This is a genomic window from uncultured Nisaea sp. (assembly GCF_963974195.1).
Taxonomy (GTDB): Bacteria; Pseudomonadota; Alphaproteobacteria; order Thalassobaculales; family Thalassobaculaceae; genus Nisaea.
In genome coordinates this window covers 1-20,185 of sequence record NZ_CAXBDC010000085.1, presented here as the reverse complement: position 1 = coordinate 20,185, position 20,185 = coordinate 1, and the positions used below count along the sequence as shown (strand labels likewise).

Sequence of the window (20,185 nt, the reverse complement as noted above, 5' to 3'; positions counted from 1 at the left end):
CCGGTTCCCTGCCCGACCTCCTTGGTCGAGAAGAACGGCTCGAAAATCCGGCCTATGATCTTTTCCTCGATGCCGGTTCCGGTATCCACCACATCGAGCTGCACGTAACGCCCGGCGGGCATCATGTCATCGCCGCGCCGGACCGGCGTCTGGGTGGCAAAATCATGGGTCCGCATTGTGATCGTGCCGCCGCTGGGACAGGCGTCCCGCGCATTCACAACCAGATTGATCACCACCTGCTCAAGCTGTCCCTGATCGACCCGGATCGGCGCGAGCTCGCGGCCATGGGTGATCTTCAGAACAATGTTCTCGCCAATCAGGCGCCGCAACAGATGCGACAGGTCCGCAACGGTCTCGGTGACATCGAGCACCCGCGCGATCATCGTCTGCTGGCGGGAAAATGCGAGCAGCTGACGCACCAGATTCGCTGCCCGGTTGGCGTTCTGCTTGACCTGCATGACGTCGGAGAAGGACTGATCCCCGGGCCGGTGACGGGCGAGCAGGAGATCGCAATAGCCGTTCATTGCCGTCAGCAGATTATTGAAATCGTGCGCAACGCCACCGGCGAGCTGGCCCACGGCCTGCATCTTTTGCGACTGGGCGACCTGTGCCTCGAGCTGACGGCGGCGGCCGATATCAATCAGGTAGACAACGAGCGCCGCGCCGTCCGGTCCCTCTCCAGTTTTAAGGGAACGGCAGAAAACAGCGACCTCGATACCGTCGCCACCATCCCGGTCGACGAGTTGCACCTCGATATTGTCACCGTCCGCGGATGCCGTATCCAGAAAGCGCGCCGCGGTCTCGCGGTCTTCTTCATCGATCAGCTCGACAAACAACTGACCCCGCTCTGCCGCGCCGGGCCCCACACCTTCGACCAATGCGTCATATGCCGCGTTAGCATGAAGCGTTTTGAAATCGGGTCCGAGAAAGGCGACCCCCGTCGGGGCATGGTCGAGAGCCGGTGCGTTCCAGCTGTCCGATACCGGCAACAGCACCGCCCAAATGGCTCCACCGTCTTCGGCTTCCTTGTTCGCCGCAAGCTGCACCTGCCAGGCGGGCAGCCCCTCCCCAGCCGGTACCGTGCCAGCCATGACAAGTCCGCCCGGTTCTGCCGCCCAGACCTCTTCCATATGTTTGCTGACCATCAGGCGAAGACGGAGAACCGCCTTGTTAGAGCCTGCATTCTCCGCATCGCCTTCGGCAAAATGGTCGAGAAAAGCCTGGTTCGCGGACAGAAAGCGCCCTTCGTCCGAAAACCGGCAAACCGGGAGTGGCGGTGCTGCTTCCGCTTTCGCGGCCTGGACCCGGTCCGAGAGTTCCGCGGTCAGGGCGGCAACGTCGCCCCGCAATTGCTCACGCTCAGCTTCCAGCTCCCTGAGAGCCGCCCGGTCGCGCCGCAGTTTGACGAATGCGGCAGCACCTATGGCGGCGGCCAGAAAACCACCCGCCACGGGCATAATCATCGGATCCATCCGGTCCCCCCAGAATGTGGGACGGTTTAGCGTTCCCGCTCCCTGTCACCGTCCTCTTTGATTATAGAGAGATGTTCGCCGGCACGTTCGATTTGTTCATCTTGAAGACGTAACTGATCACCTCGGCCACCGCCTTGAAATACTCCTCCGGGATTTCCTCGTCTATTTCCGTATTGTCGAACAATGCCCGTGCCAGCGGCCGGTTTTCAACGATCGGAACATCGTTTTCCGTCGCCACCTCCCTGATTTTCAGGGCCACCGCATCCACCCCCTTGGCAACGACTTTGGGCGCGGCCATTTCGTCCATCTCATATTTCAGCGCGACCGCGAAATGGGTCGGGTTCGTCACGACCACGGTCGCCTTCGGCACTTCGGCAATCATCCGCGTGCGGGCCCGTTCCGCCCGGAGCTGACGCAGCCGGGCCTTCACATGCGGATCGCCTTCGGTCTGCTTGTGCTCGTCCTTCACTTCCTGCTTGGACATGCGCATCTGTTTCATGAACTCGAAGCGCTGGTAGAGATAATCGACCACGGCCATCACCCCCGTGATGGCCAGCACGCCGGCAAACAGCTTGATCGCCACCCAATGGGTTTCACCAAGCAGCTCCTTGATATCCATCTGCACCATCAACTCGATGCGCGAGAATTCCGGAGAGACGATCAGATAGGCAACGAAGCCGACCAGGACCATCTTGATGATGCCCTTGAGCAGCTCCATCACGGATTTCAGGCTGAACAGACGTTTCGCCCCGCTGATCGGCGATATTTTCTCAAGTTTCGGCATGATGGATTCAGGGGAAACCATCCAGCCGATCTGTATGAGAATGCCTGCGACAGCCACGAAAACAAGCAGGCCGAGCGACGGCGCGACAGCAAGTCCGACATTCAGCAGCGTATCGAAAAGAACCGGGCCGACCGCACTCATGTCGACGCGGTCGGGGCGTTCAATAAAGAACAGGAGCGCGTGGCTCATATCCGTCAGCAAATAAGGTCCGATCAGGCCAACGATCAAGGTCGCGCCCAAAAGGACGGCGAAATTATTCACCTCCTTGGAACTGAGTGTCTGCCCTTTCTCCCGCGCCTGGGAAAGTTTTCGGGCGGACGGTTCTTCTGACTTATCTCCATCGTCGTCGGACATGCCGGCGGCTCCGATAAACTCCGTGGCCGCAGCTCCATTGCCGCGACGCCACACACATTACCTCGGGATCACGTAGCTCCCGATATTCGCGCCATAATACTCCAAAAAGACCAGCATGGCCCCACTGAGCACCAAGGAAAGAACCACCAGTCCCATCACCACCTGGATCGGCAGTGCGACGAAAAAGATCTGCAGCTGCGGCATCAGCCGCGCCATGATCCCCATCACCAGATAGAATAGCAGCCCCAGCACAATGAATGGCGAGGAAAGCTGCACGGCAAGCTGGAAGCTGTGCGAAATAACCGTCGAAATCGCGTCGGCGAAATCCGCCAAGGGAAGCGGCGCACCCGGCGGGAACAGGGAGTAGCTGTCGATCAGGGCACGGATCAGCAAGTGATGCAGATCCGTGATCAGCAGAAGCAGCGTCGCGATATTCAGCAGGAAGAAGCCGGGTAACGAGCCTTGCGTCGCGATTGCCGGGTTGAATATCTGCGCATTCGAAAGGCCTGTATTCATGGCGATGATCTGGCCCGCCGTATCCATGGTCAACAGCAGGATACGCGCGACGATCCCGAAATAGAGCCCGATGACCAGCTCAAAAAAGACCAGGCGGGCGAGCTCCGGCGCGGTCGGGGCCAGCGGGATGGTATCCGCGACCAAAGGTGCAACGACGAGGCTCAGCCCGACCGTCAGGATCAGCCGGTACTGGACAGGGACAAAGGTCTCCCCGATCCCCGGTATGAGCATCATGGTCCCGCCCAGCCGGCTCAAGACCAGCAGAATGATGTAGACCTGAGTCGGGAGGAAATCCTCAAGAGGCATGAACCTGTGCCAGCCCTATCCGAGCGATATGATTTTGTCCGCGATGGACTGCATGAAGGCATTTATCGTGTTCAGCATGAACGGCAGGAAGAAGATCAGGCCAGCAAACACGATGATGATCTTCGGCACGAACACCAATGTCATTTCCTGCAACTGGGTCAGGGCCTGAAAGAGGGAAATCAACAAACCAACCGCAAGGCCGAGCAACATGATCGGTGTCGACATGGTTAGCATCGTGATCACCGCTTCGCGGCCAATCTCGATAGCATCAGCTTCGTTCATGGGCTTACCCCGGCAAACAAGTACGGCCCGGCAAGATCTGCCGGGCAATTCATGACCAACCGATTATGACCCGAAAAAGGGCCGCATGCGCCATCAAACTGGCATGCGGATCACTTCCTGATAAGCCTGCACCATCCGGTCCCGCAGAGTCACGATTGTCCGCAGCGTAATATCCGCGCTGTTCACCGCCTGCACCACATCGGTCAGATCGGCCTCGCCGGCGATCCCCTTCATGGACATTTGCTCACCGGCTTCCATGGTGCCGACCGCATCCTCGGCGGCCTGCTTCACGAAAGTCGCGAAATCGGTTCCGGCCGCGCCGGCGGATTTCGCATCGTCGGCTCCCGGAATCTTGCCGATACCAGCTGCCCCGAGCGCATTTCCGATATTGCCTACCATGGATATCTCCACTGTGTTTCAAGCTGACAGTAACTGGAATCAGGTACTCTTTCCAGCCTGGCCCGTCTCTTAGCCGCGCAACAGGTCAACCGTCCGCTGCAGCATGCTGCGCGCCATCTCGATGGAGGAAAGGTTCGCCTCGTAACTGCGCTGGGCTTCCTTCATGTCCATCATCTCGATCAGGCTGTTCACGTTCGGACGGCGTACATAGCCGTCTTCGTCAGCCAGCGGATGATACGGCTCGTAAGCCAGCTCGAAATCCGAATCGTCCCGACCGATCTTTGCCACACGGACCATTTCGGCATCTTCGTCCCGGTTTACATAATTCTCGAAAACGATGGTTTTCCGGCGATACGGGTCCTGTCCCTTGACCGAGCCAAGCGAGTCAGCGTTTGCCACGTTTTCGGAAATAACCCTGAGGCGCGTGCCCTGGGTCCGCATACCGGATGCGGAAATCTTGATCGCGGAATTAAGATCCATGACGTAATCCTTTCCTGCTTATGCCTGCTTACCGGCCGCCGCTACCGAGTGCGGTGCGGAACATGCCGACCTGCTTGCTGTAGAGATTGAGGGCGAGGTCGTACTGCAGCTTGGTGTCCTGCACGGCGATCATCTGTTCTTCCAGAACGACGCCGTTGCCGTTCGGGCTCGCCTCGTAAACGTCCTTGTAGCTCGCCTTATCAATGCGAAAATCGTTGCGCGGCGTGGTGCCGGTCATGTGATTACCTTCCGTCACCGCAACGGGGAGCTTGGTAACCTGCTCGACCTCCCGCTTGAAGTTGATCGGCTTCAGATCCTGCGACCGGTAACTCGGAGAGTCGGCGTTTGCGACATTCTGCGCCAGCACGGACTGGCGTTCGGAGAGCCAGTTCAGCTTATGTTGCGCCATGTTCATCAGTGTCAGATTGTTGATCGACATATCGACTCTCGCTCGCACACTTTTCAGTCAGTTCCGGAAGCCACCACGGCGCCCGCAACAACAAAAGCAAGCATCGTGCCAAGATTGGCTTGTTTGGTCTGAGCGCGTGCTCGCATATACTTCTTTCGATGACAGAGCGTTCACGAGACCTGACAAAAATTTCCGCATCCGGCGCGGGAGCACTTCCGGACCGGGAGGGCCAGCGCACGGCACTGGAACGGCGTGCGGCAAAGGCCCGGCGTGAAGCCAACGCGTCTAAAGACCGTCAGATTGCAATCGCGCTCGACCATGATGCCGGCACCGAAGACGCCCCGAAAGTGATCGCCAAGGGCTATGGAGAGCTGGCGGAAAAAATTCTGCGTCTTGCTTTCGAAAACGATGTGAAGGTACGGAAAGATCCCGATCTGGCCCAGATCCTCGCGGCGGTCGAAGTGGATTGCGAAATTCCTGTTGAAGCCTTTGCCGCCGTGGCGGAGATCCTTACCTATGTGTATCGCGCCAACGAACGCGCCCGTGTCGAGGAGCAGAAATGACTGTCGCCAATCCCGGAAGCCCGGCGGAACGGCTTGCCTCGGTGCGCGCACGCCTTGAGGCAGCCCTGAAGGACCCGTCTTCGATCATCTCCGGCGCTCTGATCGGTCTTGAAACGGATGTTGCCTCCGTTTGCGCCACTATTCCGAACCTGCCCCCGAAAGAAGCTCATGCCCTGGCCCCGGAAATGAAACACGTCATCGGGCTGCTTGAATTGCTGTCGAAGACAATGGCCGAAAAGGCGGCGGAACAAAAACCCGCCTCCGATTCCGCGAACTTGCGCAGAAAAGCTGCCGCGGCTTATGGCAGCCGCGGGACCCGCAAGGGCTGACCGCCTCCACGCGAACCACCTTGATTTCCGGCCTCGTCCAGCCACGCCACACAGGTATTCATCATGGCTCATCACACGACATCGCTTGCCGGTTCCCATCAGCAACGCCTTGTGAAATGCTTTTGCCATGGGTTTTGATGTTTATGTCCGGTTTTTCCTTGGCTTCGCCTTTACGATCGGCTTGATCGGCGTGGTCTATTGGGTTGCCCGCCGCTATGCGGGGCGGCTTGGCATCATGCGCGCCCACGGCATCGGACGTCTTTCCGTGACCGGCCAGATATCTCTCGACGCACGGCGGCGCGTGATGCTTGTTCGCTGCGATGATCGCGAGCATTTACTCCTGCTCGGCCCCAATAACGATCTGCTTATCGAATCCAACGCGGCCACGAACAGTTTTCAGTCCGCCCTGGAGCTTGCCGGAGCGGCCGACGAACCCAAGGAAATGGGGAAACAGGCATGAGACGCGCCCTCTTCTCCCGCCGCTGGCCTCACTGGAGCTGGTTCGCGGGAGCTGCATGCATTGCCCTGATCGGCCTTATTGTCGCTCCGGACGCCGTGGCGCAGACCCTGACACTGGATATTGGCGAGCCCGGCGGCTCGACAACGGCGCGCCTGATCCAGCTCGTTGGCGTTGTCACGCTGCTGTCCATCGCCCCGGGCATTCTGGTGACCGTCACCTCCTTCACCCGGCTGGTGATCGTCTTCTCCCTGCTGCGTACCGCCCTCGGCACCCAGCAATCGCCGCCGAACATCGTGATGATCAGCCTCGCCCTGTTTTTGACGGGCTTCATCATGGCGCCGACACTCGAAAAATCCTGGCAGGACGGCATTTCTCCGCTGATCGAGGAACGCATCGACGAATTCGAGGCTTTCGAGCGGGCGGCCGAACCGTTCCGGATTTTCATGCTGGGTCAGGTGCGGGACAAGGATCTGCAGCTGTTTGAGGATATCGGCCAGGTCGGCCCGGCCGAAGTCGGTGCCAACGCGCCCCTGAAGGTTCTCGTCCCCGCCTTCATGATCAGCGAACTCAGACGCGCCTTCGAGATCGGCTTCCTGATTTACCTGCCGTTCGTCATCATCGATATGGTGGTCGCCTCGATCCTGATGTCCATGGGCATGATGATGGTGCCGCCGGTCATCGTCTCCCTGCCCTTCAAGCTGATCTTCTTTGTTCTGGTCGATGGCTGGTATCTGATCGCCGGCAGTCTCGTGCGCAGTTTCGGCGCCTCTTAGCCAGGCGCCAGAGATACAGACAACACCTAGTTGGTCGAGCTCAACGGCTTGTCTTTGAGGCGATCGCGATAGGACGTCAGGAAAGCCTGAAACCGGCCAATCTCTCCGAACCGGTCCGCCAGGGTCCGGAAATCATCCAGCTCTCCCTCGGTCTTGTTCGTAATCAGGCGGAAGGCTTCACGGAATGGCGTGTTGTCCATCTGCTGGGTGAAGATCTGCCGGACCCGGCTCAACTGTTCCAGATTGCTGCTCAGAGAGAGAGAGACAGCCCAATTCAGGATCAGCGTCGCAGCCCTCTCGTCTATCCGGCGCCCGTCCTGACCGGATCGTCCGACCAGACGCTGGAAGACCTCGGCAGCCTGGGCCCAACGCTGGGTCCGCCAGAAAATATCCGCGCGCAACAAGTCCGCATCATGGCTCTGGTCGCGGGCAAGCAGCCTCAACGCGCCGTCCGCATCTCCCAGTTCAAACTCCGCACGGGCACGCAGACGCTTCCGCTCCAGCGCCAGCTCCGCGCCGATACCGGGAGCAACGCTTTCATCCAAGGCGGCAAGAGCTTCTTCCGGCCGGCGGTCCAGCAGGCGGATCAAAGCGAGCCGGGCGCCGACACGCGCCTTGTCCCCGCCCTGCAAACGGAACTTCACCTGACGCTCCAGAAGAATAGACGCACGATCCAGCAGATCGACCTGAACCAGACGGTCGGCCAGCCTCTGGATGATCTCGTCTCCACGAACGCCAACAGGAGTCAGCTCGCGGAATTGATCATAGAGAGACAGTGCCTGGATCGGGGTCATCTTGTCTGATTCGCCCTCCGTGAAAATCCGGGTGAAGGCGTCCGTCATCTCCTCCGCGACCTGTTCCGCGTAGAGGTTTTCAGGGAAGAACGTCACGGCCTCACGCAACGCGTTCAAGCCATCGACATATTCGTTTTCTTCCAGATACAGCTTGCCCAGTTCCCGGAGCAGATCGAACTCCACCTGATCGCCGCGCCATGTGTAGCGCAGGCTCTCAAGCCCGGCGATGGCATCGATACGGCTGATCTGGCCTGCTCTCAGGCCATGCTCGATCAGCGCCCGCTCGGCACGCACCCGTGACCAGCGATCCAGCCCCTGGGACAGGCGGCGCCAATAATCCAGCGCTGTTTCTATATCACCCGATGCGTAAAGCACCCGCCCCCGCAGGTAATTCAAACGGGCCTGTTCACCGGGTGTTGGCTGGCCGTCCGCGACAACATCGATGAAAGCGCCGGCACCGCGATAATCACCGGCCCGGATTGCCGCTTCAGCCGCGAGCAAAGCCATCTGCGTGGCAATGTTCCGTGGGTATCCACCCGGTATTTCACCCGCACGGGCAAAGTGTTCAACAGCCTCGGGCCAGCGGCCCTGAGATGCCTTCGTCGCCCCGCGCCAGAGTTCCGCTTCCGCCAGACCGCTCAGATTGCGGTCCATCAGATCTTCTTCCGCTTCCTTGTACCGCCCCAGCATGAACTGGGCCGCGCCGCGCAAGGCTTTTACGTCCGGGCGCCGGGAAAGATCCTCGTCCTCGACCTCGATGGTGCGAAGCAACCCCATGGCTTCAGCGGAAAGACCATGCGCGAAGTAAAAATGGGCCAGCTCAAGCCGGGGGCCGCTGCGCGCGATACTGGTCGCTTCCGAGATCCGCCTCTGGATCGCCTGCTTTTCCTGTAGGAACTGATCCGTGTCGCCTTTCCGCCAATTGCTGAAATCGAATATGCGCCCCGGAGCAAGCCCAGGCGGCAAGCCGTCGATACGCTGCGCGACCTGATCGTCAGCCGATTGCTGGACATTCCGGGAAATCGTCAGCCCATCGGGTTTCGTGATGGCGACGCCATCCGGCAGGGAGCGGATCGTTACATCGTCCGACAGAGGCTGAACGACCAGACCCTGCGCCGAATTCAGGAGGTTGAACTCGGTGAATTGCCGCAAGCCGTCGACGCCACGACTGAGGGAAGCGACCGGAACGACAAACAACTGATCGCCGATCTCCGGGTCCCGGATAATGACGGTCGCGCCGTGATCTTCAAGCGGAACGAAAACACGCGGGCCCTGCGCGCTGACAAGCTGGGTATCCACCCGCAACGGCACATCCGGACGGCTGTTCTGGGGGCGGAAATCAACAATCCAGACAGCATTGTCACGCCAGACCCTGGGATTGACACCTTCCACGGTCGGGAACCGGACAGCCGATCCACCACTGACAGGAATCTGGGTTTTCTCGCCAATCAACTGGTAATCGGCACTGTTGATGCCTGTCAGATCGAAGCGGGCGGGCGCTCCGAAAACCACCCACACATATCCGGCACGTGTAAACACCGCGGCGGGAACCGGTTGGGTCCACTCGAAACGGACCGAGACAACATTGTTGTCCTGGGATGCCGAGACCGGGATGACCGGACCTTCAATCGTCGCCGGATTTCCCTTGCTGAGGCTAGCAACCAGGGATTCGCCCTTCGGCACCGAGCTATTAAGGTCGATATCCTGCAGTCGTGTTGCGGTTCCGAAAGCTTCGGGTTCGACCTCCACTGAACGCCCCGGCGCCGTATCCTGCGCCCGCACGGACGCGGCGGAAGGCGCCGCACTGGCCGGATCCGTCACAGCCTGTCCAGCACCGCCGATATCCGCTGCATTCCCCTGTTGCGCAGGCCCAGCAGTTGCCGGAGGCAGGCCGGCCGGAGCACCGGGTTGTGGCTGCAATCCGAACTGAGCTGCCGCCTCTTTTGCGGAATCCGTCGCCTGACTTTCCGGAATGGCCGCTGTCACCGGCGCCGTCGGGGCAGCTCTGGGCGTGGGCACGGCAGGCTCCGAAGAGGAGGCAGATACCCCCGTCCGGCTCGGCTCCCCTCCGTTCACCACATCCAGAACAATTCGTGTTCCAGTCGTGAAATGCCGGACACCCGCTCGTGCCTGAAGCGGGATCGTGACGTCGATCCCGTTACTCCCCGGAACGGAACTGAAATTCTTGAAGCGCTCAGGAATGTACCGCCGGACCTCGTCATCATTGATCCAGGCCGGGTTTTCGAACCGGATAACCGCGCGATCCGGATGCTCCGAAACGCTGTAGGGCGTTTGTTGCGTCCAGTCGAAAACGAAACGGTAAAAATTATCGTGCGTTCCGGTCCGCACCGACAATTCCGGCACGTTCGGCGGCCTTGGCCTGGTCGGCGGAGGCGCGTTCGGCGCGGGCGCGGCTGCCGGAGTAGAGGCAGGCTGCCGGGCCGGAGCTGGAACGGGAGGCGGAGCAGGAGCTGCCTGCTGGGCCGGAGCGGGCGCGGGCGCTGCTGCCGGAGCGGGAGCATTTCTGTCGAAAAATTCCAGAATCACCGAATTTCCGGCCCGTCTCGAGCGGAAACGTGGATTGCCGGTGAGGTCGATCAGTACTGTCCGGTTATCGTCATCAAGACTGACGCCGGAAACGAAATCCCCGACTCCGCTCGCCACCGGCCCAAAATCGGCGGAGATCGAACGATCGAACACAATGGCCAGGGTGTTTCCGAATTTTTGCGCCTCGTACCCAACCCGGGCCGGCCAGTCAAACCGCAGGCTATCGACGCCATTCGTGCTTCCGCTGGAAATACCGACAGTCTGCGCCCCGGCCGATGCCAAAGTCGCCAGCATCAGACACAGTACCGCCACGCTGCGAATCACGGAGAGCGCCATCCAGGAGCAGCTTCCGGAACGGCGGTTTGCGCGCATCTGTTCAGACTGCCGCATCGTCACCGGTCCCTCTCGTGATAGATCACAAGATCCACCCGCCGTGCCCGGCGATATTGGTCTTCGAGCGGCAATGATGTGTCAATCTCCCCAAACTTGCCATCGGCAGCGCCCCTCACCTCGACAGGCTTTCGATAGCCGAACCGCTGGAGTGTATCCGCAACGGATAGAGCACGGGCAAGCGATAGATCCCAGTTCGAACGGAACTCCCCTGATGGAGAGGTAAATGGCCGGGGGTCCGTATGACCGACAATGTCGATCCGGTTGTCGATCTGGGACAACGCGACAGCCAGGTTGAATAACGCACTCTCACCGGAGGATTGCAACGTCGCCGACCCAGGCCGGAAAAATACGTCGCTGGCCATGGACAGTACGAGGCGGCCGTTCTTCGTCGTAATCGTCGCATCCCGCAGGATGGCGTCGCGGGCCATTGCCACTTCCAGAAGACGCCGCAGATAGCCCAGATCAAAGCCCGGACCGGGATCCTCGGCCTCGATGCTTTCCGGCATTTGCGCTTCGCGCGCCCGTATTTTCGATTCGGTGGAAAAGGCCGACCGCAGGGAGGCCGTGAAGGATTCCCATTGCGGGGCATCCGGCGATGTCATCGAAAACAGCAAGACGAAAAACGCAAGCAAGAGCGACACCAGATCGACAAAGGTCAGCATCCAGGTGACGCCCTGTTTCTCCCCGCGACGGTTTCGCCGTGCCGCCGCCCCTCTCATCGGGCACGCCCTTCAGCACCCAGATGAACGGCAAAACGCACGGTGTCCGGGCCGGGCAACGCACGGAATCCGATGGAAACACTCTCCCGGGATGTTCCGGAGCCGATCATGATTTCGGCGAGCCGGGCCGCCCGTTGCCGGGCCAGAACCATTTCGGCACCGGGGGGGGGGGTATCGAACCAGAATCGGAGCTCGGCTCCATCGCGCGCCGTCTTCAATGCCAGTACGGCAGAAACACGTTTTGCAAAATCGCGAAACTCAAACACAGGATCGATCCGATCCCCCTCGAACAGGCGGCCGGATTGAAAATCGACATAAAAGGGATTTCCCGTCCTCTCCCGAACGACTTGCGTCTCGCTCAGCAACGGGTTGAAGGCTTCAATCAACTCATCCCGCAGCCCTGCGTCATCCACTTTGCCGGGCTCACCCTCGAACACACCTGTTCCGGTACCGCCCTGCAGCACGGACGCAAAGCTCGAACGCACACTATCGAGCACGTCGTCGCTCTTGCCCGACTGGCGGGTAGAGATTGAATTTAAAAAAATGAAAAACGCGAGAAGGAGCAAGAACAGGCTCAGAAATAACGGCAAGCTACCGAGCTGGCTTGCACCACGCGCCTTGTCTTCGCCTTGCGCCATAGACTACTTGTTGAGTTGGTCCATCAGCGCATCAATTTCTTCCTGTGTCTTAGCATCGGAAGGCAGCTGAGGACCGTTCAACAAACCCTCTTCTGAGAACGGTTCACTGCCTGATTTTTCTACATTTTCCGGGTGCTTGTCACGATTTCTTTTCGTCCCGGATGAAGGATCGCCGTGACCGTGGCCCGTATGGGACAATACAGCCTCGACCCGATCCGCGACGCCATCGAGTGTCTTGTGGATTCGGCCGACCCTTTGGCCGGTCAAATCCTGGAAACCGCAAGCCTCGAAAATTTCGACAATAGCCTCGCCCACAGCCGCCGAAACCGCTTCGGTCATACCATCCCGCAACTCGTCGATCTTTTCGACGGCGGTCAGGATTCTCTCGGCTGCCTCTTCGGCAACCAAGGCCATGGCATCAAGTTCCCGCGCCGCTTCCGGCAACAGATCCTCGCGGATTTCTTTTTCACTCATAAAAAAATCCCCCGCGCGGAATCCGGTACCAGAGCTTTGCCAGATCAGAAGGCCCCGATAACCGCAGTCATCTTCGTCTTCAGCGTCTCTGCATTGAAAGGCTTAACAATATAATTGTTCACCCCGGCCTGCTTCGCCGCCACAACGTTCTCTGTCTTGCTCTCGGCCGTGACCATAATGAACGGAGTGCTTTTCAGCTTCGCGTCGGCCCGGACTTCCTTAAGCAACTGCAGGCCCGTCATCGGTTCCATGTTCCAGTCGGAGATCACAAGACCGTATTCATCGCCGCGGCGCAGAATCTGCAAGGCGGCACTGCCATCGCTTGCTTCATCCACATTATTGAAACCAAGCTGCTTAAGAAGGTTCCGAATAATGCGCAACATTGTCTTGTAGTCATCGACAATGAGAATCCGCATGCCCTTGTCGACAGCCATCGGCACCTCTCCACTTTTTTTAAAGGCCGGGCCCCGCCCGGCTTTCGATTAACCAACTCTCAGACACTAACAGCAATCCTGTTAAAAGGTCGTTAATGCCTGATATCCCGATGGAATACTGCGAATTGGACATTCTCGGCAAGCAAAGTCTGATTCAGCCTTCATAGGCATACAATTTTTACGGCATAATCAGTTGGTGGTGGGGATAGTTCTGCGCTCTGCGATTCGCGACGTTACTTCTTTGGCTTTTTGCGGCCGCATATTGGCAAGCACGGATGCGGACTTCGATGCCTTCATCCGATCAAAGACCCGGAGCAGGATATCCATGTCCAGCTCGTCGAAAATACGCGCCGCGTCTTTTGGCTTCATTTTCTCGTAAATCTGCACGAGTCCCTTGATTTCGCCCTCTTCCTGCTCGTCGTAGGTCTTGATCAGGCCTTCGATTTCCGCCCTGACCTTCTGCAGTTCGACAATCTTCTTGTCGATCCGGTCTTCGGCCGCAGTCAGCAATCCTTCTTTCTGGATCACGGTCTGCTCGCGCGCATCCAGCTCCTTGCGCCGCTTGGACAGATCCTGCAGCAGCTCGATTTCCGAGCGTGTGAAGAGAACGGGGTCGAGTGGTTTGTCTCCGTCATCGCCTTTCGCCGGCTCCGTAGCCTGTGCCAACTGTTGCGAATCGAGAGCACTTTCCGCTTTGCCCGAAGATGGCGCAGGGCTGTCCGCCTCGGCAAAAGCCGCGACACTGACCGGCGACTTCCCGTTCTTGAGAACATCCCAGATACCAACAACCTTTACGCCCATAAGAAACAGGGCAACGACGACCACAACCGGAAGAACGCGTACAAAAGCACCAGAACGCCTGACGAGTTTGCGCGGTGTCCCTGCCTGACGCTGTTCCTGGGGAACCGAAGCCTTTCCCGCGGCGCGCCGTGCCGGTGCCCTGCCCCTGACGGCATGACCGCCCTGCACGCGGGCTGCATTCGGGGTCGCGATTTGCTCATCTGCGTCTGGCAGCGGCACCGCCGCTGCTTTCCGTCCCTGTCTGTCATATGCCATCAGCGTGCGTTCCTCAGTGCTTTCAGCAGCTCTTCCTCAGCTTCCGACCGGGGCGACCCTGAAGCTGATTCATCGGCCTGATGAGCCCCCCGTCCCGCGCCGGCCCGTCCCATCTCATGGCCACGTCCGGCATCCTGACCGCGTCTCGGGGCGGGTGCCGGGCGTTTCGCCCCCGGCTTCCGGCCCTGTTCTGATTTTGCCGATGCGGAGTGTCCCGCGACGGACTGGGGCGCTGCAGATTGGGCCGCGGCAACCTGAGACCGGGGGTCTGCGGAAACAACCTTGGTGCCTTCACTCACACTGGCAAGGCGCCCTGAAACGATATCTGCACGCTCCACAAGAAAAGCAAGTTCATCACGAAGAGCTTCCGCTTTGGAGGCCGCTTCCCTGAATACGGATTTCCCGTTTTCTCCGGCATTCCGTAATCCCGCCGTCGCCGATTCCGCTCGCGCGCAGGCGACGTTCAGCTTGTCGACAAAGACTTCCATCTCGTCATGATTTCCGCGCAGACGATTCAGCTTACGGTTCAGGATCATCGCGTAAACGATGGTGGTCAGCAGCAGCACCACCAGGAGGCCATCAAGGACAAGAGGAAGGATTGTTTCGCTCATTCCGTCCGCCTACATCTTTCGCAGCTTCTGCTTGATCTTGACCGCGATATTACCGTTCCGCTGCCCCATCCCGCCAACAAAGAGCGGAACGTCGCCGCACCGCATGTCGATTGTCGATTTCGGGCTGGCGTTCAGCAGCAGCTTCGTGCCCGGCTTCCAGTTCAGAACATCGTTGAGCGACAGGACAACCTGGTCCAGCACGGCTTCAAGCTCGATATCCGTTGCCCACAGCTCGTTCGCCAAGTGAGTTTCCCAGATCGAGTCACGGCCGAATTTCTCCCCCATGAACATCTGCAGAAGCAGCTCGCGAACCGGCTCAAGGGTTGCGTAGGGAAGCATCAGCTCAAGACGCCCGCCGCGATCTTCCATGTCGATACGAAGGCGCGCCAGTACCGCCGCGTTGGCGGGCCGGGCAATCGTGGCGAATCGCGGGTTGGTTTCCAGCCGGTCGAACCGGAATGTCACCGGACTCAACGGATCGAACGCAGCGGACAGATCGCTCAGCACGACCGTGACCATCCGTTCCACCAGATTACGTTCGATCGTGGTGTAGGGACGGCCTTCAATACGCATTGCCGCCGTGCCCCGGCGACCGCCGAGAAGAACGTCGACGATGGAATAGATCAGCGCTGAATCGACAACCAGCAGACCGTAATTGTCCCATTCCTCCGCCTTGAACACGCTCAGCATCGCCGGTAGCGGGATCGAGTTCAGATAGTCGCCGAAGCGAATGGAGGTGATGTTGTCGAGCGAGACCTCAACGTTATCGGAGGTAAAGTTACGCAGGCTGGTCGACATCATCCGCACGAGACGGTCGAACACGACCTCAAGCATCGGAAGACGCTCGTAGGAGACCAGAGCCGAATTGACGATGGCCTGGATACCCGAGGTATCACCATCACCGCCGGCGCCTTCGTCAAATCCGAGAAGAGAGTCGATTTCGTCCTGGTTTAGAACCCGGGCGCCAGTACCACTGCCGCCACCAACATCATCTTCATCGTCTTCACCCATCGCCTCCCATTCGGCGGCGAGATCATCATCGGCCATGCGAATTCCTCACTGAACCAGCATTTCCTTGAACAGCACGTCTTTCACTCGCGCCGGGCGAACCGCCAGGTTCACACGCCGGAGCAATTCCTCGCGCAAGCGATACATGCCGGCGGAGCCTTGCAGGTCGTCCACGCGAAGCTCACGTAAATATACCTGAAAATTGTCCACGATACGCGGCAAGTTCTGATTAACGACATCCACATCCGCCGGATCGCTGACTTCCAGCGCGATTTTAATCTTCAGGAATGCCGTTTTGCGGCTGTTCGTATTCAGATTGACGATAAGGTCGGGCACCTCGAAGAAAATCGCCTGGGCAGAATGCTTTTCTTCCACCACTTCCTGCTGTTCCGCTCCGGCCTCGACTTCGGGTGGGTGCTCTTCACCGCCCAGCATGCCAAGCATGATCGCCGCGCCAGCCCCGACCCCGACAAGGAGCAACAGAGGCAGCAATACAAACAGGATGATTTTCTTGGGACTTAGCTTACGACTGCTCTCTTCTTCACCCGCGTCACCACCGTCCTCAACGACTTCGCCTTCCTCGGCCATGCGTTCCGTCCTGTTCCAAACCCATCTCAACAGCCCGAAAAAGGCTGAATATGGCAAAGCGCATTCAGTCTGACCCGACCGGCGCGCTTATTGAATAATGCACGCAGTCCCAGCATCGGCAACCGGACACGGTTAAAGAGTAAAGCATATAGCGCGCCAATTCTCCATATTTATCATAAACTTCGCGAAATGAGCGAACCCAGTCTCTAAAGACACACGCGCGCAAGACTTGAGATGCGCATATGCGGGGGCCGCCCCACTCCAAAACACCGCCCGGCAAAAGCTTCCACCCTGGCCCGACTTGCCGTTCAGAGAGCTCGCACTCCCGCGCAGGGAAACTCAAGCATCTGATTTTTCACATTTTTCCAACTGGCACGAAACCTGCTTAGTAGTCGGCACTGGCCGTAGAAAGCGGCGATTTTGACACTGGTTGGGAATTATCGTCATGGAAAATGCGATCTATATCGGGCTCTCCCGGCAATCCGCCCTTCGGCGCGAGCTGTCTTTGGTCGCCAACAACATCGCGAACTCAAGCACCGCCGCCTTCAAGCGGGAAATCGCTCTCTACTCGCCTTATGAAACAGACACCAAGATGGACGAAAAACTGGATTTCGTGATCGATCACGGAACCATCGTCATCCATCAGCCCGGCACACTTGAGCCGACACAGAACACGTTCGATGTCGCCATCGAAGGCCCGGGCTTCTTCACGGTCGATAACGGCCGGGAGCAGATGTACACGCGTAACGGCAACTTCAAGCTCGACCCGGATAACCAGCTGGTCACCGGCAATGGCGAGCTGGTCATGGACCTGAACGACAACCCCATCTTCATCCCGCAAGACGGCCGCAAGATCGAAATTGCAAACGACGGCACCATCAGCGCGGGACCGGAAGTGCTCGGCAATCTGAAGATCGTCGAATTTGACGATCTGCCCCGCATGCATAAGCGGGGCGGCAGCACTTTTGAGACGACGGAACAGCCCAGACCTTCCGAGAACTCAAAATTGCTCCAGGGCCACCTTGAGACCTCGAACGTCTCCGCGATCACGGAGCTGACACGGATGATCGACATTCAGCGCAGCTACGAAGGCGTGAAGAATATGTTGGATCAGGAAGCTGAAAGACTTCGCACCTCGGTCCGTAAACTCGGCACCGCCACTGCCGCCTAATTTGCTGGAAGAAGGAATAGAATCATGCAGTCACTGAATATCGCCTCTACCGGCATGCTGGCTCAGCAGACCAACGTCGAGGTCATCTCCAACAACATCGCCAACATGAACACCACCGCCTTCAAGCGGCACCGGGCCCAGTTCCAGGATCTGCTGTATCAAGATCTGCGGCGGGTTGGCTCGAACTCCTCGGACGCGGGCACGATTGTCCCGTCCGGTATCCAGCTTGGTGTTGGTGTGCGCACCGCCGCCACCTACCGGGTCAACGAGCAGGGCTCGCTGATCCTCACGGATAACCAGTTCGATCTGGCCATCCGGGGTAACGGTTACTTCCAGGTCCAGCTTCCGGACGGTGAGACGGCATATACCCGTGACGGCTCCTTCCAGGTGAGCCAGACCGGCGAGCTGGTGACCGCTGACGGCTACACCGTGCAGCCGGGCATCACCGTTCCGGCCGGCGCCATCGGCGTGACGATCAACCAGTCCGGCCAGGTCCTTGTGAAACTGGACGGCCAGACAGCGGAATCGAATGTCGGCCAGATCCAGCTGGCGACATTCCAGAACGATGCCGGCCTTGAGCATGCGGGTAACAACCTGCTGCTCGAAACCGAGGCTTCCGGTGCACCGAGCACGGCAACCCCGGAAACCGCCGGTTTTGGCGGTCTGTTCCAGGGTTATATCGAATCCTCGAACGTGGATCCGGTTCAGGAAATCACCGACCTGATCACGGCCCAGCGCGCTTACGAATTGAATTCGAAGGTCATCGAGACCTCGGATCAGATGATGGCCACGGTCAATCAGGTTCGCTAACGCGGTCTGAACCCGGAAACCAGGGAGTAACGACATGACACGCAAAATGCTGAAGCCACTGACGCTCATCACGGCCGTCGCGCTGTTCGGGATTGCCCTCGGCATCCCGCAGCCGGTGGCGGCGAACGGGACCCAGGGCACACCGCTCTTTGCGAACGAGACCGTCATGCTCGACAGTGACTCGTTGATGTTGAGCGATCTTTTCATCGGCCTGCCGGCCGGAAAGGATGCTCGCGTCGGCGATGCCCCGCTCCCTGGCGAGAACATGGTCGTCCGGCTTGGTACGCTGCAAAAACTGGCAGCGGTCCACAATCTTGACTGGGCACCGCAGCACAATCGTGTGCGTGTCACCGTCCAGCGTGAAGGCCGGGCGGTACCGCTGCAGCTGATCCGGGAAGCCATCACAGACCGTCTGCAACGGGATTATGTTGCCGATAACATCGATGTGGAACTGACCAATCGCCGGCTGACATTGATGATCCCGGCTGGCATGACGCCGGAAATCTCGGTCGATACCATCGACTACAACAGCCAGAACCAGCGTTTCGCGGCCTCTATCTCCGTGCCGATCGGTAACGGCAAGATCATCCGTGCCCAGACCCAGGGCGCAGTCTACCCGGTTATCGAGGTTCCGGTCCTGAGCAAGCATACCGCTCCCGGCGAGACGATCCATGCCAGCGACATCGTCTGGACGGAAATGCGTGCCCGCCGCAGCAACTACAACACGGTAACTTCTGCCGACCAGCTCATCGGCATGAGCGCCCGCCGCCCGATCACCGCGGGCCGCGTGATCCGGCGGACCGATGTGAAGCCGATCGAGCTGATCCACAAGGGCGATCTGGTGACCATGATCTTCAGAACCTCCTTCATGACGCTGACACTGCGCGGTCAAGCCCTCGAGAACGGCGCCCTGAAAGACACCATCCGCGTGAAGAACCTTTCCAGCGGCAAGACCGTTGTCGGTTCGATCACCCAGTCCGGCATCGTCTCCGTGGCTGGCCCGCGTCTTGCGATGAACTAGGCACTCCTTTCAAAGGAACCGGAACAATGAAAAACAAGTCCCTCCCCGCTCTGCTTTCCCGCCTCACAGCTGTTGCCCTGGTTGGTATGTCCGTGAGTGCCTGCAACGTCTTCCAGCGTCTTGCAGACATCGGTAAAACCCCGGAACTCTCTGCAATTCAGAACCCGACGCAGGCAAGTAACTACCGGCCGGTTTCCATGCCGATGCCGGCCCCGGTAACAGCCACCCGGCAGGCCAACTCGCTCTGGGTTGAAGGCTCCCGCGCTTTCTTCGAAGATCAGCGCGCCAGCCAGGTCGGCGACATCATCACGGTGGTTGTCGAGATCGCGGACGAAGCCGCGATCGATAACCGCACCCGGCATGACCGCACACATTCGGATGGCCTGGGCCTGAACGGGTTGTTCGGAGCCGAAACCCTGCTGAGCGACGTCTTCGCCGAAGGAACCACGGGGGCAGGCCTTGTGGATTTGAACTCAAGCATGACGAATGACGGCCGTGGCCGGATTGACCGGAACGAGACCATCAGCCTGCGCGTTGCCGCCGTGGTTACGCAGCAGCTCCCGAACGGGAATATGGTGCTGTTCGGCCGCCAGGAAGTCCGGGTCAACATGGAAGTCCGCGAGATTGTTGTCGGTGGCGTAATCCGGGCAGCAGACATCACGGCAGAGAACACCGTCAGTTATGATGAAATGGCGGAAGCCCGCATCGCTTATGGCGGCCGCGGCCAGATTTCCGACCTGCAGCAGCAGCGCTACGGTGCCCAGGCTCTCGAAATCCTGATGCCCTTCTGATCC

24 protein-coding genes are annotated in these 20,185 nt (G+C 59.2%); 8 read left to right on the top strand and 16 right to left on the bottom strand.

Annotation, left to right across the window (positions count from 1 at the left end):
* The 7 genes from AAC126_RS16750 to AAC126_RS16720 all read right to left on the bottom strand — a co-directional run.
* Nucleotides 1-1,472: PAS domain-containing protein (locus AAC126_RS16750; RefSeq protein ID WP_339855372.1), on the bottom strand; the 1,472-nt coding region annotated here is incomplete at its 3' end.
* Between the two features lie 61 nt (nucleotides 1,473-1,533).
* Complete coding sequence (gene flhB, locus AAC126_RS16745; RefSeq protein WP_339855370.1) at nucleotides 1,534-2,610, bottom strand: flagellar biosynthesis protein FlhB; 1,077 nt, start codon at nucleotides 2,608-2,610, stop codon at nucleotides 1,534-1,536.
* A 57-nt stretch (nucleotides 2,611-2,667) separates the two neighbouring features.
* The gene (gene fliR, locus AAC126_RS16740; RefSeq protein WP_339855368.1) at nucleotides 2,668-3,432 is read right to left on the bottom strand and encodes a flagellar biosynthetic protein FliR; all 765 of its coding nucleotides are present in this window, start codon (nucleotides 3,430-3,432) and stop codon (nucleotides 2,668-2,670) included.
* A 15-nt stretch (nucleotides 3,433-3,447) separates the two neighbouring features.
* Entirely contained in the window at nucleotides 3,448-3,714 is a 267-nt protein-coding gene (fliQ, locus tag AAC126_RS16735) for a flagellar biosynthesis protein FliQ (protein ID WP_339855366.1), read from the bottom strand.
* Nucleotides 3,715-3,807: 93 nt separating this feature from the next.
* Complete coding sequence (locus AAC126_RS16730) at nucleotides 3,808-4,113, bottom strand: flagellar hook-basal body complex protein FliE (protein WP_339855364.1); 306 nt, start codon at nucleotides 4,111-4,113, stop codon at nucleotides 3,808-3,810.
* 69 nt (nucleotides 4,114-4,182) lie between these two features.
* Entirely contained in the window at nucleotides 4,183-4,593 is a 411-nt protein-coding gene (gene flgC, locus AAC126_RS16725) for a flagellar basal body rod protein FlgC (RefSeq protein WP_339855362.1), read from the bottom strand.
* A gap of 28 nt (nucleotides 4,594-4,621) precedes the next feature.
* Nucleotides 4,622-5,032, bottom strand: a complete 411-nt coding sequence (locus AAC126_RS16720) for a hypothetical protein (protein WP_339855360.1) — start codon at nucleotides 5,030-5,032, stop codon at nucleotides 4,622-4,624.
* Between the two features lie 128 nt (nucleotides 5,033-5,160).
* Between AAC126_RS16720 and AAC126_RS16715 the strand changes: the two genes are divergently transcribed.
* From AAC126_RS16715 to fliP, 4 genes are all read left to right on the top strand, one after another.
* Nucleotides 5,161-5,565: an EscU/YscU/HrcU family type III secretion system export apparatus switch protein gene (locus tag AAC126_RS16715; RefSeq protein ID WP_339855358.1), complete on the top strand. Its 405-nt coding sequence runs from the start codon at nucleotides 5,161-5,163 to the stop codon at nucleotides 5,563-5,565.
* Nucleotides 5,562-5,894, top strand: a complete 333-nt coding sequence (locus AAC126_RS16710; RefSeq protein ID WP_339855356.1) for a hypothetical protein — start codon at nucleotides 5,562-5,564, stop codon at nucleotides 5,892-5,894. Before AAC126_RS16715 ends, AAC126_RS16710 begins: the two co-directional genes overlap by 4 nt.
* Nucleotides 5,895-6,021: 127 nt before the next feature.
* Nucleotides 6,022-6,354 (top strand): flagellar biosynthetic protein FliO, encoded by a 333-nt coding sequence (locus AAC126_RS16705; protein ID WP_339855355.1) that lies wholly within the window; start codon nucleotides 6,022-6,024, stop codon nucleotides 6,352-6,354.
* Nucleotides 6,351-7,127, top strand: a complete 777-nt coding sequence (gene fliP / locus AAC126_RS16700; RefSeq protein ID WP_339855352.1) for a flagellar type III secretion system pore protein FliP — start codon at nucleotides 6,351-6,353, stop codon at nucleotides 7,125-7,127. Before AAC126_RS16705 ends, fliP begins: the two co-directional genes overlap by 4 nt.
* Nucleotides 7,128-7,153: 26 nt before the next feature.
* Here fliP and AAC126_RS16695 read toward each other — a convergent pair whose 3' ends face one another.
* The 9 genes from AAC126_RS16695 to AAC126_RS16655 form a co-directional block, all read right to left on the bottom strand.
* The gene (locus tag AAC126_RS16695) at nucleotides 7,154-10,858 is read right to left on the bottom strand and encodes a hypothetical protein (protein WP_339855350.1); all 3,705 of its coding nucleotides are present in this window, start codon (nucleotides 10,856-10,858) and stop codon (nucleotides 7,154-7,156) included.
* 2 nt (nucleotides 10,859-10,860) lie between these two features.
* Nucleotides 10,861-11,580: a flagellar motor protein MotB gene (locus tag AAC126_RS16690; RefSeq protein WP_339855348.1), complete on the bottom strand. Its 720-nt coding sequence runs from the start codon at nucleotides 11,578-11,580 to the stop codon at nucleotides 10,861-10,863.
* Nucleotides 11,577-12,218 carry a hypothetical protein gene (locus AAC126_RS16685; RefSeq protein ID WP_339855346.1) on the bottom strand — a complete coding sequence of 214 codons (642 nt, stop codon included), beginning with the start codon at nucleotides 12,216-12,218 and terminating at the stop codon, nucleotides 11,577-11,579. The genes AAC126_RS16690 and AAC126_RS16685 overlap by 4 nt, the downstream gene beginning before the upstream one ends.
* Before the next feature lie 3 nt (nucleotides 12,219-12,221).
* Complete coding sequence (locus AAC126_RS16680; protein WP_339855343.1) at nucleotides 12,222-12,692, bottom strand: protein phosphatase CheZ; 471 nt, start codon at nucleotides 12,690-12,692, stop codon at nucleotides 12,222-12,224.
* Between the two features lie 44 nt (nucleotides 12,693-12,736).
* Nucleotides 12,737-13,126: a response regulator gene (locus AAC126_RS16675; RefSeq protein WP_339855341.1), complete on the bottom strand. Its 390-nt coding sequence runs from the start codon at nucleotides 13,124-13,126 to the stop codon at nucleotides 12,737-12,739.
* 189 nt (nucleotides 13,127-13,315) lie between these two features.
* Nucleotides 13,316-14,182: a hypothetical protein gene (locus tag AAC126_RS16670; protein ID WP_339855338.1), complete on the bottom strand. Its 867-nt coding sequence runs from the start codon at nucleotides 14,180-14,182 to the stop codon at nucleotides 13,316-13,318.
* On the bottom strand, nucleotides 14,182-14,793 hold the full coding sequence (locus AAC126_RS16665; RefSeq protein ID WP_339855336.1) for a DUF6468 domain-containing protein: 612 nt from the start codon (nucleotides 14,791-14,793) through the stop codon (nucleotides 14,182-14,184). The genes AAC126_RS16670 and AAC126_RS16665 overlap by 1 nt, the downstream gene beginning before the upstream one ends.
* A gap of 9 nt (nucleotides 14,794-14,802) precedes the next feature.
* Nucleotides 14,803-15,840, bottom strand: a complete 1,038-nt coding sequence (fliM, locus tag AAC126_RS16660) for a flagellar motor switch protein FliM (protein WP_339855334.1) — start codon at nucleotides 15,838-15,840, stop codon at nucleotides 14,803-14,805.
* A gap of 9 nt (nucleotides 15,841-15,849) precedes the next feature.
* Nucleotides 15,850-16,389, bottom strand: coding sequence for a flagellar basal body-associated FliL family protein (locus AAC126_RS16655; protein ID WP_339855332.1), 540 nt, complete (start codon nucleotides 16,387-16,389; stop codon nucleotides 15,850-15,852).
* A gap of 445 nt (nucleotides 16,390-16,834) precedes the next feature.
* Here AAC126_RS16655 and flgF point away from each other — a divergent pair, with 445 nt between their 5' ends.
* The 4 genes from flgF to flgH are packed head-to-tail and all read left to right on the top strand — an operon-like array spanning nucleotide 16,835 to nucleotide 20,182.
* A complete protein-coding gene (gene flgF, locus AAC126_RS16650) occupies nucleotides 16,835-17,560 on the top strand; it encodes a flagellar basal-body rod protein FlgF (RefSeq protein WP_339855330.1) in 726 nt (241 codons plus the stop codon).
* A 24-nt stretch (nucleotides 17,561-17,584) separates the two neighbouring features.
* On the top strand, nucleotides 17,585-18,370 hold the full coding sequence (gene flgG / locus AAC126_RS16645) for a flagellar basal-body rod protein FlgG (RefSeq protein WP_339855328.1): 786 nt from the start codon (nucleotides 17,585-17,587) through the stop codon (nucleotides 18,368-18,370).
* A gap of 34 nt (nucleotides 18,371-18,404) precedes the next feature.
* Entirely contained in the window at nucleotides 18,405-19,391 is a 987-nt protein-coding gene (gene flgA, locus AAC126_RS16640; RefSeq protein WP_339855327.1) for a flagellar basal body P-ring formation chaperone FlgA, read from the top strand.
* Between the two features lie 26 nt (nucleotides 19,392-19,417).
* A complete protein-coding gene (gene flgH / locus AAC126_RS16635) occupies nucleotides 19,418-20,182 on the top strand; it encodes a flagellar basal body L-ring protein FlgH (protein WP_339855325.1) in 765 nt (254 codons plus the stop codon).
* The last annotated feature ends 3 nt before the right edge of the window (nucleotides 20,183-20,185 follow it).

Excerpts from the sequence above, each read along its gene's own strand:
- AAC126_RS16695 (WP_339855350.1), bottom strand. The coding sequence starts at position 10,858 with ATGCGGCAGTCTGAACAGATGCGCGCAAACCGCCGTTCCGGAAGCTGC.
- AAC126_RS16680 (WP_339855343.1), bottom strand. The coding sequence starts at position 12,692 with ATGAGTGAAAAAGAAATCCGCGAGGATCTGTTGCCGGAAGCGGCGCGG.
- fliP (WP_339855352.1), top strand. The coding sequence starts at position 6,351 with ATGAGACGCGCCCTCTTCTCCCGCCGCTGGCCTCACTGGAGCTGGTTC.
- AAC126_RS16685 (WP_339855346.1), bottom strand. The coding sequence starts at position 12,218 with ATGGCGCAAGGCGAAGACAAGGCGCGTGGTGCAAGCCAGCTCGGTAGC.
- AAC126_RS16720 (WP_339855360.1), bottom strand. The coding sequence starts at position 5,032 with ATGTCGATCAACAATCTGACACTGATGAACATGGCGCAACATAAGCTG.
- flgG (WP_339855328.1), top strand. The coding sequence starts at position 17,585 with ATGCAGTCACTGAATATCGCCTCTACCGGCATGCTGGCTCAGCAGACC.
- AAC126_RS16665 (WP_339855336.1), bottom strand. The coding sequence starts at position 14,793 with ATGAGCGAAACAATCCTTCCTCTTGTCCTTGATGGCCTCCTGGTGGTG.
- flgA (WP_339855327.1), top strand. The coding sequence starts at position 18,405 with ATGACACGCAAAATGCTGAAGCCACTGACGCTCATCACGGCCGTCGCG.
- AAC126_RS16730 (WP_339855364.1), bottom strand. The coding sequence starts at position 4,113 with ATGGTAGGCAATATCGGAAATGCGCTCGGGGCAGCTGGTATCGGCAAG.
- AAC126_RS16655 (WP_339855332.1), bottom strand. The coding sequence starts at position 16,389 with ATGGCCGAGGAAGGCGAAGTCGTTGAGGACGGTGGTGACGCGGGTGAA.
- fliR (WP_339855368.1), bottom strand. The coding sequence starts at position 3,432 with ATGCCTCTTGAGGATTTCCTCCCGACTCAGGTCTACATCATTCTGCTG.
- AAC126_RS16705 (WP_339855355.1), top strand. The coding sequence starts at position 6,022 with ATGGGTTTTGATGTTTATGTCCGGTTTTTCCTTGGCTTCGCCTTTACG.
- AAC126_RS16715 (WP_339855358.1), top strand. The coding sequence starts at position 5,161 with ATGACAGAGCGTTCACGAGACCTGACAAAAATTTCCGCATCCGGCGCG.
- AAC126_RS16710 (WP_339855356.1), top strand. The coding sequence starts at position 5,562 with ATGACTGTCGCCAATCCCGGAAGCCCGGCGGAACGGCTTGCCTCGGTG.
- AAC126_RS16675 (WP_339855341.1), bottom strand. The coding sequence starts at position 13,126 with ATGGCTGTCGACAAGGGCATGCGGATTCTCATTGTCGATGACTACAAG.
- fliM (WP_339855334.1), bottom strand. The coding sequence starts at position 15,840 with ATGGCCGATGATGATCTCGCCGCCGAATGGGAGGCGATGGGTGAAGAC.
- flgF (WP_339855330.1), top strand. The coding sequence starts at position 16,835 with ATGGAAAATGCGATCTATATCGGGCTCTCCCGGCAATCCGCCCTTCGG.
- flgC (WP_339855362.1), bottom strand. The coding sequence starts at position 4,593 with ATGGATCTTAATTCCGCGATCAAGATTTCCGCATCCGGTATGCGGACC.
- AAC126_RS16670 (WP_339855338.1), bottom strand. The coding sequence starts at position 14,182 with ATGGCATATGACAGACAGGGACGGAAAGCAGCGGCGGTGCCGCTGCCA.
- AAC126_RS16690 (WP_339855348.1), bottom strand. The coding sequence starts at position 11,580 with ATGAGAGGGGCGGCGGCACGGCGAAACCGTCGCGGGGAGAAACAGGGC.
- flhB (WP_339855370.1), bottom strand. The coding sequence starts at position 2,610 with ATGTCCGACGACGATGGAGATAAGTCAGAAGAACCGTCCGCCCGAAAA.
- fliQ (WP_339855366.1), bottom strand. The coding sequence starts at position 3,714 with ATGAACGAAGCTGATGCTATCGAGATTGGCCGCGAAGCGGTGATCACG.
- flgH (WP_339855325.1), top strand. The coding sequence starts at position 19,418 with ATGAAAAACAAGTCCCTCCCCGCTCTGCTTTCCCGCCTCACAGCTGTT.